The 13,549-nt window shown below is 68.3% G+C and carries 12 protein-coding genes; 5 read left to right on the forward strand and 7 right to left on the reverse strand.

Annotation, left to right across the window (positions count from 1 at the left end):
* Positions 1-71: 71 nt before the first annotated feature.
* The gene (locus tag ACFQ9R_RS12040; RefSeq protein WP_378990480.1) at positions 72-1,583 is read right to left on the reverse strand and encodes a carboxyl transferase domain-containing protein; all 1,512 of its coding nucleotides are present in this window, start codon (positions 1,581-1,583) and stop codon (positions 72-74) included.
* Positions 1,584-1,689: 106 nt separating this feature from the next.
* Between ACFQ9R_RS12040 and ACFQ9R_RS12045 the strand changes: the two genes are divergently transcribed.
* The gene (locus tag ACFQ9R_RS12045) at positions 1,690-1,968 is read left to right on the forward strand and encodes a helix-turn-helix transcriptional regulator (protein ID WP_364578900.1); all 279 of its coding nucleotides are present in this window, start codon (positions 1,690-1,692) and stop codon (positions 1,966-1,968) included.
* Positions 1,965-2,498 (forward strand): hypothetical protein, encoded by a 534-nt coding sequence (locus ACFQ9R_RS12050; RefSeq protein ID WP_378990481.1) that lies wholly within the window; start codon positions 1,965-1,967, stop codon positions 2,496-2,498. The genes ACFQ9R_RS12045 and ACFQ9R_RS12050 overlap by 4 nt, the downstream gene beginning before the upstream one ends.
* 76 nt (positions 2,499-2,574) lie before the next feature.
* On the opposite strand, the gene ACFQ9R_RS12055 is transcribed toward ACFQ9R_RS12050, so the two are convergent.
* Genes ACFQ9R_RS12055 through ACFQ9R_RS12070 form a run of 4 tightly spaced genes read right to left on the reverse strand, consistent with a single transcriptional unit; the run spans position 2,575 to position 7,825 of the window.
* Positions 2,575-3,177, reverse strand: a complete 603-nt coding sequence (locus ACFQ9R_RS12055) for an ATP/GTP-binding protein (RefSeq protein ID WP_174551063.1) — start codon at positions 3,175-3,177, stop codon at positions 2,575-2,577.
* A complete protein-coding gene (locus ACFQ9R_RS12060) occupies positions 3,158-3,532 on the reverse strand; it encodes a DUF742 domain-containing protein (protein ID WP_056818578.1) in 375 nt (124 codons plus the stop codon). The genes ACFQ9R_RS12055 and ACFQ9R_RS12060 overlap by 20 nt, the downstream gene beginning before the upstream one ends.
* A gap of 7 nt (positions 3,533-3,539) precedes the next feature.
* Positions 3,540-3,953, reverse strand: coding sequence for a roadblock/LC7 domain-containing protein (locus tag ACFQ9R_RS12065; RefSeq protein ID WP_011207200.1), 414 nt, complete (start codon positions 3,951-3,953; stop codon positions 3,540-3,542).
* Entirely contained in the window at positions 3,950-7,825 is a 3,876-nt protein-coding gene (locus tag ACFQ9R_RS12070; protein ID WP_378990483.1) for an ATP-binding protein, read from the reverse strand. Before ACFQ9R_RS12070 ends, ACFQ9R_RS12065 begins: the two co-directional genes overlap by 4 nt.
* 319 nt (positions 7,826-8,144) lie before the next feature.
* On the opposite strand from ACFQ9R_RS12070, the gene ACFQ9R_RS12075 reads away from it, so the two are divergent.
* The 3 genes from ACFQ9R_RS12075 (at position 8,145) to ACFQ9R_RS12085 (ending at position 12,410) form a co-directional block, all read left to right on the forward strand.
* Positions 8,145-10,190, forward strand: coding sequence for an AMP-binding protein (locus ACFQ9R_RS12075; RefSeq protein WP_378990484.1), 2,046 nt, complete (start codon positions 8,145-8,147; stop codon positions 10,188-10,190).
* 157 nt (positions 10,191-10,347) lie between these two features.
* On the forward strand, positions 10,348-11,043 hold the full coding sequence (locus ACFQ9R_RS12080) for a response regulator transcription factor (RefSeq protein ID WP_101464499.1): 696 nt from the start codon (positions 10,348-10,350) through the stop codon (positions 11,041-11,043).
* 110 nt (positions 11,044-11,153) lie between these two features.
* Positions 11,154-12,410, forward strand: a complete 1,257-nt coding sequence (locus ACFQ9R_RS12085; RefSeq protein ID WP_378990485.1) for a sensor histidine kinase — start codon at positions 11,154-11,156, stop codon at positions 12,408-12,410.
* Positions 12,411-12,465: 55 nt separating this feature from the next.
* On the opposite strand, the gene ACFQ9R_RS12090 is transcribed toward ACFQ9R_RS12085, so the two are convergent.
* On the reverse strand, positions 12,466-12,612 hold the full coding sequence (locus ACFQ9R_RS12090) for a hypothetical protein (protein WP_378990486.1): 147 nt from the start codon (positions 12,610-12,612) through the stop codon (positions 12,466-12,468).
* Between the two features lie 97 nt (positions 12,613-12,709).
* Positions 12,710-13,372: a hypothetical protein gene (locus ACFQ9R_RS12095; RefSeq protein ID WP_378632017.1), complete on the reverse strand. Its 663-nt coding sequence runs from the start codon at positions 13,370-13,372 to the stop codon at positions 12,710-12,712.
* Positions 13,373-13,549: the final 177 nt, after the last annotated feature.

Here is a 13,549-nt window from a genome sequence, read left to right on the forward strand (position 1 = left end):
CGTCAACGACGGCGCGTCGCGTGTTTCCCCGTACCGAGAAGCGGGGCGCTGGTCAGGGGATTGCCCGCGATTCAGTACACAGCTCCGGCCAGTCCGATTCGCCGGTATCGGCGCTGCCTCAGCGTTCGCAGTTCGGCGGGCTCGTAGGTGCGCAGCGCCGCCAGTTCGGCGGCGATCGCCAGGACCGTGCGACGGGCGAAGGCCACCGGTTCGTCGGCGGCATCGGGGTACTCCTCCACGATCCGGTCCACCACACCGTCTTCGAGCAGATCAGCCGATCTGATGCCTTGCGCGGCAGCCATTTCCGGTGCGTGCGCGATATCGCGGAAGACGATGGCGCTCGCCCCTTCCGGCGGCAGCGGAGCCAGCCAGCCGTGCCTGGCGGCGAGCACCCGGTCGGCGGGCAACAGCGCGAGCGCGCCACCGCCGGTGCCCTGGCCGAGCAGCACGGAGACGGTCGGGGTGTCGAGGGTGACGAGATCGGCCAAACAGCGGGCGATTTCGGGGGCGAGCCCGCGTTCCTCGGCCTCCTTGGACAGGGCGGCGCCGACGGTGTCGATGACCAGCACCAGCGGCAACCGCAGTTCCCGCGCCAGGACCATCGCGCGCCGCGCCTCGCGCAGGGCGGCCGGGCCCATGGTGTGCTCGCCCTCCTGACCGGATCGGTCGTGCCCGAACACGACACACGGTTGACCGGCGAACCGGGTGAGGGCGAGCAGGACAGTGCGATCGGACTCACCACGGCCGGTTCCGCTGAGCGGAACCCGTTGTGTCGTATGGCGAAGCAGGTCCCGAATGCCCGGCCGGCCGGGCCGCCGCGAACTGAGCACCGAATCCCAAGCGCCGGCAGCCGGATTCGACGGGGTCGACGGACTACGCACCGGCGCAGCCCAACCCGGCTCGGTGGTCATCGGAACGACAGCGCCCGCGGCGACGCTCATCGCCCGGTGCGCGATCCGCCGGAACACCTCCACCGTCACCACACCGTCGATCACACCGTTGCGATAGAGGTTCTCCGCCGTCTGCACACCGGGCGGAAACGGCCTGCCGTACAAGGCTTCGTACACGCGAGGACCCAGAAACCCGATGAGCGCGCCGGGCGCGGCGAAGGTGATGTGCCCCAGCGACCCCCACGATGCGAACACCCCACCCATCGTCGGATCACGCAGATACACCAGATACGGATGCCCCGCCGACTTGTGCACGGCCACCGCACCCGCGATCTTCACCATCTGCACGAAAGCGACTGTCCCCTCCTGCATCCGCGTGCCGCCGGAGGTCGGCGAGGCGATCAGCGGCAGCCCGAGTTCGGTGGCGCGCTCGACGGCACACACGATCCGCTCGGCCGCTGCCACCCCGATCGATCCGGCCAGAAACGCGAACTCGCAGGCGATCACGGCCACTCGCCGCCCGCGCAACAACCCCTCCCCCGTCAGCACCGCCTCATCGGTCCCCGCCCGATCGGCCGCCGCGATGAGGTCCTGGCGATACCGCGGTGACACGGCGGGCTCGATCGGCGCCCGGTCCCAGCTCACGAAAGAGCCCGCGTCGAGCAACTGGCCGAGTAAGTCATCCGCCGACATCCGCACGCTCCGAGCGTAGCCGGACAGGTTCGGCCACAGTCACGAGATCGCAGCAGAGCATTGGGACATCTTGACAATATGTTGTGTTTTTACAACACTTCATTAGGTGAGCCCAGTCAGACGAGGGGAAACCCTGCCGATCTTCAATCGCATCGCGGTGTTGCGCGCGGAGCATCGGATGAGCCGGGCGGCGCTTGCCGAGGCCGTCAACGTGAATGTCCAGACGATCGGCGCGCTCGAGCGTGGCGATCACTATCCGAGTCTCGATCTGGCGATGCGCATCTGCGATGTGTTCGCGCTACCGATCGAAGTCGTGTTCTCCCGCAAGGAATTCGGGCCGTTGTCGGCCGAGCTCTACCCACGCACGAAAGGCGAGACGCCATGACCACCACGCTCATCGACCGCTACCAGAACTATCGGGTCCGGCGCTGGCTCGTGCAGGAACAACGGACAGCGGGGATGCTGAAGAGCTGGCGGTCGCTGCGTCGACGGCGGATTCTCGTGGTGATCGTGACGATCGCGCTGCTCGGGATCGCGGTCGCCGGAGTGATGCGCGCGCTCGACCTGTTCGGGGCGCCAGGAGTCGCGCTCGTCTCGGCACTGGTGTTCCTGCCGAGCTGGACGATGTTGCGGATCGCTTCGGGCGGCCAGGATCACGCACCCGACCAGATGCTCGACGAACTGGAGATCTCCGAGCGCAACAAGGCCCGCTCGGCGGGACTCGCGCTCACCCAGTCGCTGACCATGGCGCCGTTGGCGTACCTGATCTTCGGCAGCGCGTTCTCACCGGAGGCCGACGCCTATCGCATCGCCTACGCGGGCGGATTGATGATGCTGGCCACGATCATGGCCGGCGGCTGTGCACCGGCGATGATCCTCGGCTGGACCCGGCCCGACCCCGAACCGGAGTCCTGAAACCCTGGTCCTGAACGAAGAGCGGGGCTGCGGCCTTCATCGCAGCAGCCCCGTCCATCAGTGCAGAGACTCGAGCTCAGTAACCCTGCATGACCTTGCGCAGCGCGTACTCGGTCAAGGCGACCAGGGCCTGCTTGGCCGGTTCCCGGCGACGGGCGTCGATCGACATGATCGGCACGTCGGCGGGAACCGCCAGGGCCTGGCGGATGTCCTCGAGCGGGTACTTCGGCGCGTCGTCGAACTCGTTGAGCGCCACCAGGAACGGCAGCCCGCGGGCTTCGAAGTAGTCGACAGCGGCGAAGCTGTCTTCGAGCCTGCGGGTGTCGACCAGCACCACGGCGCCGATGGCGCCGCGGATCAGGTCGTCCCACATGAACCAGAACCGGTACTGGCCCGGCGTACCGAACAGGTACAGGACCAGGTCGTCGGCGAGGCTGATACGGCCGAAGTCCATCGCCACCGTGGTGGTGGACTTCTGCGGAATACCGGTCAGGTTGTCGATTCCGGTACTGGCGTTGGTGACCAACGCCTCGGTGCGCAGCGGAACGATCTCCGACACCGCGCCGACCATCGTGGTCTTACCCACACCGAAGCCGCCGGCGACCACAATCTTCGCCGAAGTCGGCTTGGCCGTGCGGGTATCGACCTGCGCCGTCGAATCAAATACGCCGGAGTCCACTGAGAACCCTTTCGATCAGCTCGCGACGTTCATCGTCGCTGGAATCGTCTTTCAAAGTTGCCGAAACCCGGACGTGGCCGGCCTCGATCAGATCGGCTACGAGTACCCGGGCCACCCCGATCGGGATGTACAGCTGGGCAGCTATCTCGGCAACGGACGGCGATTGCCTGCACAACTCCACGATGGACGTTTCGAGGTTGTTCAGTTCGTACTGCCGCTCCATGGCGACCGGATGCGATGCGACGAGTGCCTCCAGCGCCAACTCGACCGCCGGCCTGGTGCGGCCGGCAGTCAAGGAGTACGGGCGGACGAGGCTGGGCTCGGCGCTCCCCATGCGGTGATCGTCTATGTCCATCCCACCATCAGGAACCCATCGTGACGCGCGGGGTGGCCTGGACCGTCTGGCCAACGCGCTCGACCAGAAGTGCCATTTCGTAGCCGACCTGACCGATGTCACACGAGGTGTTGGTCAGGACCGCTAGGTAGGAGCCGTCGCCGACTGCCATGAGCAGCAGGTATCCGTGCTCCATCTCCACGACGGACTGGAGTACCGTACCGCCTTCGAACAGATTCGACACGCCGACGGAAAGGCTCGCCAGTCCGGCGGTCACCGCGGAGAGCTGTTCTGCGCGGTCGACCGGGAGCTGAGCGCTCGCGGCCATCAACAGTCCGTCAGCCGAGACCAGGACGGCATGGGCTACGCCAGGAACCTCGTTGGCGAAGTTCGAAACCAGCCAATCCAGCTGACGGTTCGTACCACCTAGATCGGGGTTCATCGGTCTCCTTTATCTCCGGTTAGGTTCATTGCCTTCATTGCGCGGCCATCCCGGACACCCTGCTGGTGACGACTCAGGCTGTTCCGGATCGTGGCGGGATCGCGTTGCTGCGGGGTGCGATCAGCGGTGCCGCTCACACCACCCGGCACAAGCCTTCCGCCCGGACTGCGCTGAGGCAAGCCGGCGGCGGTACGCACCTCGGACTGAGCTTCGCTGGCCGCGCGTGCAGCCTGCCAACCCTCGTCACCCGGTGATTCGAAGGCGGCAGCCATCTGGTTCCGGTCGGAATTCTCGTCCGTGAGCCACGCCGACATCATCTCGGCGAAGATCGGCGTTCCGCCCATCACGGAATCACCTTCCGGTGCCGGCTGCAACCTGGTCTGGAAGAACGACGCAGCCTTGACCGGATTGGACCGGAAGCTGTGCCGACCCGGATCACGCCCTGCCGACGCAGCGTTATCCGGCCCCGCAGGGTCCCGATCCCGTTGCGGCAGAGCCACTCCTGGCCCGGCGTTCGCCTGCGGTACAACACTAGCCCCGGGATCGCGCTGCGGCAGCCCATTCGGCGCAGCCGCGCGTTGGGGCAGGCCGTTGGGCGCGTCCCGCTGCGGTTGACCCGCGGCCGGAGCGCGCTGGGGCAGACCGTTGTCGGCCGAATCCTGCTGCGGCGCAGGGGTTGCGCGCTGGGGCAGACCATTGGCCGGACGGGCGGGCTGGGCACGCTGTGGAAGTCCGTTGGCCGGATCACGCTGCGGCAGACCACCGGTCTGCTCACGCTGCGGCAGACCATTGGACGGATCACGCTGCGGGAGGCCACCGGTCTGCTCACGCTGCGGGAGGCCGTTGGACGGGTCGCGCTGCGGCAGACCGCCCGTCTGGTCCCGCTGCGGTAGGCCGGTCGACGGATCACGCTGCGGCAGGCCACCGGTCTGCTCACGTTGCGGGAGACCACCGGTCTGATCGAGCCTGGGCAAACCACCGGACTGATCCCGATGCGGCAGGCGCGGCGCGGGATCACGCTGCGGCAGGCCACCGGAGGCGTTGCCCCGCTGCGGGAGTCCGGTCGACGGGTCACGCTGCACGGGCTCGGAATCACGCTGCGGCGCAGCGCTGCCCTGACCACGCTGCGGCAACCCGGTCGACTGCGCCGGATCGCGCTGGGCGTTCGCGGCATCGCGCTGCGGCAGACCCGTTGCCGGGTCACGCTGCGGCAGGCCACCGGTCTGTTCCCGCTGCGGGAGGCCGGTCGACGGATCGCGCTGCGGCAGACCCGTTGCCGGGTCACGCTGCGGCAGTCCGCCGGTCTGCTCCCGCTGCGGTAGCCGCGGCGACGGATCGCGCTGCGGCAGACCGACCGAAGGATCACGCTGCGGGGCGCCATTGGCGCCCGGCGAACGCTGCGGCAACCCACCGGGGGTGCTCCCCCGCTGCGTCTGTGCCGAATCGCGCTGCGGCGGTGCCATATCGCGCTGGGGCGGTGCCGCGTCACGCGGCGACTGCGCGGAATCCCGCGACGGCGCGCCGTTCGCACCCGGCTGACGCTGCGGCAGCCCACCACCGGCCTGCGGCGGCCCACCGGGCTTCTGCTCACCCGGGCCCTGCTGGCCCGGCCCGGCGGGCGGACGCTGCGGCCCACCCGGCGCCAGGTTGCGCTTGGGTAGGTTCGCCGCGGCGAGCTTGCCGCGCTGCGGCACGTTCCCCTGGCCCGGCGCGGGCGGACGCAGCGACGGCGACGACTGCTCGTTCGCGTCCTGGGCCACGCCCGAAGCCATCGAGTTGCCCGGCTGACGTTGCGGCAGCCCACCACCGGCACCCGCCGGCGGCCCGCTGGTTCCGGGATCCACGGTGACCATCACGTTGCCACCCGGGGTGCGGGTGATCGCGCGGGTCTGCATGGTGCTGCTCGGCTGCTGCTGCTGCGGGTTCGGTCGCTGCTGCTGCGGTGCGGGCGCGTTCTGCTGCTGCACCTGCTGCGGCGGCACCACCGGGCCACCGGCACCGGCGACGATGAGGCCGACCGGCACGTGCACGGTGACGGTGACGCCCGGATCGCGCGCGGTATCGAAGGTCGGACGCAGGCGCACGGTGAGACCGTGGCGCTCGGCCAGCCGGCCGACCACGAACAGACCCATGTGGCGGGCGGTGTCGGGACCGGGCTCCGCGGTCTGCTCGAGCCGGTGGTTGATCTCCGACATCTCGGCAGGCGGCATACCGATGCCGCGGTCGGCGACCTCGATCAGCAGACCCTGGTCGTGTGCCTGGGCGAAGGTGAACTTGACGTCGGTCTCCGGCGGGGAGGCCCGCAGCGCGTTGTCGAGCAGCTCGGCGAACAGGTGCGCCATATCGGAGGCGGCCGGTTCGACCAGCGAGCCACGCGGTGTGGCGCCGAGCTTGACCCGCTCGTAGTCCTCGACCTCGGAGATCGCGGCACGCAGCACGTCGGCGATCTCGACCGGGGCCGACTTGGTGCGACGCTGCTTGGTACCCGCGAGAATCAGCAGGTTGTCACCGTTACGGCGCATGCGCGCGGCGAGGTGGTCGAGCCGGAAGAGGTTCTCGAGCAGGCGCGGGTCCTTCTCGTCGTACTCCATCGCCTCGATGAGGGTGAGCTGATGGTCGACGAGCGACTTGGACCGGCGGGCCAGCGTCTCGAACATGTCGTTGACCTGCGAACGCATCTGCGCCTGGTCGCTGGCCAGACGCAACGCCTGACCGTGGATGTCGTCGACGGCGCGGGCGAGCTGGCCGATCTCCTCGTCGGAGCGCACCGGCATCGGCTCGAGCGGCACGTCCTCGGGCGCGGCACCGTTGCGCAGCTGGGCGACCTCGTGCGGCAGATCGGACTCGGCGACGCGCAGCGCGGCCAGCCGGAGGCGGTGCAGCGGCACGATCATCGAGCGGGCGACGAACACGGCGAGCAGCAGCGCGGCCAGGATCGTCGCGATGACGACAGCGGTATAGGTCCAGGCACCGGTGGCGGCCGCATCGGTGAGCTCGTCCATCGAGACCTCGATGGCCTTGGTGGCCTCGTTCACGACGCCTTCGTAGGCCTGCAGACTCGAGTAGAGCGAGGTACGCAAGTCGCCGACTGGCAGCTTGCCCGCGGACACCTCGGGACTGCTGATCAGGTTCGCCCGGATATCGGCCTGAGCCTTGAGGTCGGCGATCACCCGATCCCCGTCGGGGAAGCGGTTGGACAGCACGTCGAGCAGATGGCTCTCGGTCGCGACACCGGTGAGGAAGGTCTGCGCCCCCGTGTCCTGCCCACGCAGCATCCCGGCCAGACCGGCGAGCTCGTCGACGAGCACCGAACGCGTGTTGAGCGAGTCGACCAGACGCAGCTTGGCCGTGTCCATCACCGGATCGCTCACCTGAGCGATGGTGGACTCCACGATGCTGACGCTGTCCTGGGTCATCTGCTCGACCCCGGAAAGCACCGGCTCGGCGGACGTCGACAGCGCCTTACCCTGCGCGCGCACGTTCTTGGCCTGCTTGACCATCCGCTCCAGCGCGCCGTGCGCGGCAGGCAGATCGGTCAGCCGACCGAGCGAGGTCTCGGCCGCGGCGACGGCGGCGTCGAGATCGGCGAGGTCCTTGTCGGTGACCAGGGTGACCCCCGGACCGGCCGGCACCAACTGACTGCCGGCCACCTTCGCCGTGCCTGCACTCAGCGCGGTGACCGTCGGAATCGTGTCTACCTGCTCGTTGATACTGGAGAGCCGGTTGGCCTCCGAGAACTCGGAGGTAATTCTCGACACGCCGAGCCCGACCGCGACCGCGAGTGGCACGGCAAGCACGGCCGTAACCTTCCAACGCAGGTCCCAGTTGCCGAGCGCCCAGCGTTTGCTGCCGGACCTAGCGGCGTCACGCATCTCCCACTCACTTTCCAAACTGGCCTCGTACCGTACGCCTGAGGCGAACCTCCACAGGCGCGATGGTGGCTCGCCAGTGGCTGCTGGCCGAGAACTACGGCTGGCCGAGAAATTGCGTCTACGACTGCCCGAATAAGTGACATCGGATTCTAACGGATCAATAACTTCTTGGCTGACTCCCGGTAGAGGTCCGCTCGATGACCAGCCCGTTGTAGGCAAAACCAAAGGTCGCGGCACCCCCTCGGGTGTCGCGTGAAGTCTGCCACAATCATCTGGATCTATCGAGCGGGCATCGAAGCGAGGCTAGGGAGTCACGGGGTTGGACACCGAACACGAGTACCGGCCGGTCTATCAGACCAGCCTGGTCGACCCAGCCGACTTCTGGTCCGCCGCAGCTCAGGGCATCGAGTGGGATGTCGAACCGCAGCAGATCGTCGATGCCGCCGATAAGCGGTCGGCCCGGTGGTTCCCCGATGCCCGCCTGAATACCTGCGTGAACGCCCTCGACCGCCACGTCAGAGCGGGCACTGTCGACCAGGGTGGACACGCCGATCAACCCGCCCTCATATATGCCTCCGCTATGACGGACACCACCACGATTTACACCTACGCCGAATTGCTCGACGCGGTGGCCGAGTTCGCGGGAGCCATGCGCGATCTCGGTGTGGTGGCCGGTGATCGGGTGGTGATCTATCTGCCGATGATTCCCGAAGCGGTGATCGCGATGCTGGCCTGTGCCCGCATCGGCGCGGTGCACTCGGTGGTGTTCGGCGGGTTCGCCGCACCCGAGCTGGCCGCCCGCATCGACGACGCCGAGCCGGTCCTGATCATCACCGCCTCGGGCGGGCTGGAACCCAACCGCCGCATCGACTACCCGCCGATCGTGATGGCCGCGCTCGATCTCGCCGAGACCGCGTCGGTACGCACGGTGATCGTGAAGCAGCGGCCCCAGTTCACGACGATCGAGTTCCCGGCCGCCCTGCCCGCCACCGACGTGCTGCCGTCCTCGGAGCAGACCGTCGCCGCGCGCTGGGTCGATTGGGACGACTGCGTCGACGGCGCGGCGCCCGCCGATCCGGTCTCGGTGGCCGCCACCGATCCGCTCTACATCCTCTACACCTCCGGCACCACCGGTAAGCCGAAGGGCGTGGTGCGCGACAACGGCGGACACGCGGTGGCGCTGGCCTGGTCGATGCGCAATATCTACGACGTCGGCCCTGGTCAGGTGTTCTGGGCCGCCTCCGATGTGGGCTGGGTCGTCGGCCACTCCTACATCGTCTACGCACCCCTGCTGGTCGGCGCGACGACGGTGCTCTACGAGGGCAAACCGGTCGGCACCCCCGACGCGGGCGCGTTCTGGCGGATCGTCGACGAGCACGACGTGCGGGTGCTGTTCACCGCGCCGACCGCGTTGCGCGCGATCCGCCGCGCCGACCCCGACGCCACCGCGGCCCACCGTCACGACCTGTCCCGGCTGCGCGCGCTGTTCTGCGCGGGCGAGCGCCTGGATCCGGCCACCTTCGACTGGGCGACGAACACCCTGCTGGCCGATCATCCCGACACCCCGGTGGTCGATCACTGGTGGCAGACCGAGACCGGCTGGCCGATCTGCGCCGACCCGCTCGGCGTGCAGGAACTGCCGGTCAAGCCCGGTTCGGCGAGTGTGCCGGTGCCCGGCTACCGGCTGCGCGTGCTCGACGCGAACGGCAACGCGGTTCCGGCCGGGACCGAGGGCAACATCGTCATCGGGCTGCCGCTGCCTCCCGGCTGCCTGACCGGGTTGTGGCGCGACCGGGATCGCTTCATCCGCTCATACCTGTCGGCCTTCCCCGGCCATTACCTCACCGGCGACTCCGGCTACTTCGACGAGGACGGCTATCTCTACGTCCTCGGGCGCAGCGACGACGTGATCAACATCGCCGGGCATCGCCTGTCGGCGGGCAGCATCGAGGCCGCCATCGCCGGGCACGAGGCCGTCGCCGAATGCGCGGTGATCGGCATGCCCGACGAGCTCAAGGGCAGCCTCCCGCTGGCCTATGTGGTGCTCAAGCAGGGCGTCGAGATCGACCAGCAGCAGTTGCGCGCCGAACTCGACGACCGGGTGCGTGCCCAGATCGGGGCGATCGCCACCCTGCACGACTCGATCATCGTCACCGGCCTGCCCAAGACCCGTTCCGGCAAGATCCTGCGCAAGACGATCCGCCAGCTCACCGCCGGTGAACACGTCGAAACCCCCGCCACCATCGAGGACCCCCACGTCCTCACCGCCCTGGCGGACCGCATCCTCGCCAACCCACCACTGGGCAGCATCACGCCGACGGCCACCCCCGAACAGGACAACGATCCAGTCTCGCCGACCCCGTAGACATCCGAGGTCTTCGCAGCCCCGCAGGGGCGTCTCGGCCGCCTCGATCCGGACTGACCAGAGGGTGCGACGAAGGAGTGCCCGCCCGGAGAGAAGATCGAGGGCACCAGGCCGAGACCCCGCGGCGCCCGCGTTGCCAGAAATATAAGCTCACCACGTGACTTCCTCTACCGTTCTCGTCGTCGATGACGACGAGGACGTTCTCGCCTCGGTCGAACGCGGCCTGCGACTGTCCGGTTTCCGGGTGCTGGTCGCGCGCGACGGTGGCGCCGCGCTGCGCGCCGTCGCCGAGCAGGCGCCCGACGCGGTGGTCCTCGACATGAACATGCCGGTCCTCGACGGTGCCGGGGTGGTCACGGCCTTGCGGGCGATGGGCAATGACGTGCCCATCTGCGTGCTCAGCGCCCGCGCTTCGGTGGACGACCGGATCGCGGGTCTCGAGTCGGGCGCCGACGACTACCTGGTGAAACCGTTCGAGCTGGCCGAATTGGTGGCCAGGATCAAGGCCCTGCTGCGCCGCCGCACCGACACACCCGAGCCCGTGGCGCCCGGCGCGCTGACGGTCGGGCCGTTGCTGGTCGATGTCGCGGGGTATCGCGCACTACTGCACGGGCGCGAAATCGAGCTCACCAAAAGGGAATTCGAATTGCTGTCGACGCTCGCCCGGAATGCCGGTGTGGTGTTGACGCGAGAACGGCTGCTGGAATTGGTGTGGGGTTACGATTTCATAGCCGATACGAATGTGGTGGACGTGTTCGTCGGATACCTGCGCAGGAAACTCGAAATAGATGACACGCCACGGATTTTGCACACGATTCGCGGGGTGGGTTTCGTACTCCGGGAATCGAAATGATCTCCGAACAACCGCTGAAACGTCGTCGCAGACAATCGTTTTCGCTCCGGACAAGAGTCGCGGGGGCGGCTGCGGCGGGCGCCGTCATCATCGTCACGATCGCCGCTTTCGTGGGTTTTCAAGCAATCGAGCGCAATAATGTCACCCAAACCGATCAGCAACTGGAAATCGCTTCGCGCATCGTGCTGATCGAGCCGGTGCTGGCAACCGGGTTCGTCAACCTGACCGGATTGCAGAACACCATGGCGCTCACGGTGCGCGACGACGGCCAGGTGACCGCGTCGAGCTCGACCCAGCTGCCGGATCTGCCGCCCGGCTCGCAGACCGTCGAGCTGAACGACCAGCCCTATCGGGTACTCACCACCACCGAGAACCAGCCCGCGGGTCGCACTGTCTCGCTGGCCATTCCGACCACCGAGGCCACCAAGGCCACCGACGACCAGCAACGCTGGGTCCTCGCGGGCGCGGCGATCGCGGTGGCGGCCGCGGCGGCGCTGGGCTGGCTGCTCGCCGGGCGTGCGGTCGGCCCGATCGTGAAGCTGACCAAGCAGGTGTCGGCCCGCAGCACGGGCGGCGAGCCGGACGAGCACGACCGCCCGGTCGACGGTTCCGGTGTCGACGAAGCGGTGAAGCTGGCCGACGCGGTGAACACCATGCTGGCCCGCGTCGACCAGGCCCAGGCCGAGACCGCCGCCGCGCTGGAAACCGCCCGCGACTTCGCCGCCGTCTCCGCCCACGAACTGCGCACCCCGCTCACCGCGATCCGCACCGACCTCGAGGTCCTGCGCACCCTCGACCTCACCGACGACCAGCGTCGCGAGATCCTCGACGACCTCGCCCGCAACGAGACCAGAGTGGAAACCACCCTGTCCGCGCTGGAACGGCTCGCCCGCGGCGATCTCACCGCCGAGACCGATCACGTCCCCACCGATGTCGCCGACCTGTGCGACCAGGCCGCCCACGACGCCATGCGCCACAACCCCGGTCTGGCGGTGCGCATCGACACCGACGCCGAACTGGTGACCCGGGGCCTGCCCGCAGGCCTGCGGCTGGCCGTCGACAACGCGCTCACCAATTCGGTGAAGCACGGCGGCGCCACCGCCGCTGTCGTGTCGGCGCATCGCACCGCGCACGACCGGATCGTCATCGCCGTCGACGACAACGGCACCGGCGTCGCGCCCGGCGAACGCGAGGCGGTCTTCGCGCGGTTCGCCCGCGGCGCCAACGCCACCAAGGGCGGTTCCGGCCTCGGCCTCGCGCTGGTGGCCCAGCAGGCCCAGTTGCACGGCGGGCTGACGTACTTCGAGGACAGTCCACTCGGCGGCGCCCGTCTCGTCATCGACCTGCCCGCGCGACCGGCCCGGTAGAAACACGAAAGCCCCGCACCCACGATGACCGTGGATGCGGGGCCGAGCTCGCTACTTACTTGTCGCTCTTGAAAGCGTCCTTCACTCTGCCCGCCGCGCGCTCGGCAGCTTCCTTCACGTTGGCCGCTGCCTTCTTCGCTTCCGCCTCGATCTTCTCGCCCTCGGCCTTGGCCTTGGCCTTGACATCGTCGGTGTCGGACATCGAACCTCCACTCTCGTGAGTTCCGCGCCTGATCGGCGCGGGGTGAAGACACTCGCGAGAATACCGCACAGTTAACAACCAGCGACTGAAGCTGGAATCAGGGGAGAACCTGCGGGATCGACTCCGGGATGACCAGGCCGATCACCGCGCCGAGCACCGCGCCGGTGATCGCGAAGGAGACACCCGAGGTGAACGCGCACAGGAAGTAGCCGATGATGAACGCGGCCAGGCCCGGGATGCACAGGATCGCCGCGGTCAGGAAGCCGATGGTGGCACCGGCGGCCGCACCGTTCTGGACGGGGTCGTGGTTACCGGCCTCGGGGTTGGTGGCGATGCTCTTCAGCTCGTCGGTGGTGGCGGCGGACAGCTGCGGGGCGATCTGCAGCGTGCGGCCGTCCTCGGAGACGACCGAAGCCAGCGCGATGTTGTTGCCACCGACGGTGGTCAACGTCAGCGGCAGCTCGCTGACCTTGTCTCCGGTGGCGGAGATGACCGCGACGTTGGTGGAGTCGGGCGAGAGCACGAAGCGGCCGTTGTCGACGGTTGCGGAGACGGTGCGCAGGTCCGGCGAGACGGTGGTCTTGTAGCCGACGCCGTCGGCGGCGCCTTCGCCTGCCAGCCCGGCGGCGATCTCGGCCTGACGCGCGACGGTGACGTCAGCGGCCGCGGTGCCCGTGGTGACGAGCGACGCCGCGACGACCAGCGGCAGTGCGGCGAAGACCGCACGGCGACCCGCGCGAGTGATGTTGTGGCTGAACATGTTCGGTTCTCCCTCCCGATGCTTCCGAAGAATCCCCGAACCCCCCGGACGAATCGAAAAAATCTCGATGTCGATTGACTCGAGAGTTGTACCGAACCACTACGGTGTTGCGGAATATGTTGTGACACAAGACATAGTTTGAACAGGTAGCTATCGATCGGCGATCGCGCGCAGTAC

Origin of the sequence: Nocardia sp. NPDC056541 (genome assembly GCF_042794235.1) — a bacterium.
Taxonomy (GTDB): domain Bacteria; phylum Actinomycetota; class Actinomycetes; order Mycobacteriales; family Mycobacteriaceae; genus Nocardia.

What these genes read in the sequence shown, in the direction of transcription:
- ACFQ9R_RS12040 (WP_378990480.1), bottom strand. Translation starts at nt 1,583, where the DNA reads ATGTCGGCGGATGACTTACTCGGCCAGTTGCTCGACGCGGGCTCTTTC.
- ACFQ9R_RS12050 (WP_378990481.1), top strand. Translation starts at nt 1,965, where the DNA reads ATGACCACCACGCTCATCGACCGCTACCAGAACTATCGGGTCCGGCGC.
- ACFQ9R_RS12060 (WP_056818578.1), bottom strand. Translation starts at nt 3,532, where the DNA reads ATGGACATAGACGATCACCGCATGGGGAGCGCCGAGCCCAGCCTCGTC.
- ACFQ9R_RS12065 (WP_011207200.1), bottom strand. Translation starts at nt 3,953, where the DNA reads ATGAACCCCGATCTAGGTGGTACGAACCGTCAGCTGGATTGGCTGGTT.
- ACFQ9R_RS12070 (WP_378990483.1), bottom strand. Translation starts at nt 7,825, where the DNA reads ATGCGTGACGCCGCTAGGTCCGGCAGCAAACGCTGGGCGCTCGGCAAC.
- ACFQ9R_RS12090 (WP_378990486.1), bottom strand. Translation starts at nt 12,612, where the DNA reads ATGTCCGACACCGACGATGTCAAGGCCAAGGCCAAGGCCGAGGGCGAG.
- ACFQ9R_RS12095 (WP_378632017.1), bottom strand. Translation starts at nt 13,372, where the DNA reads ATGTTCAGCCACAACATCACTCGCGCGGGTCGCCGTGCGGTCTTCGCC.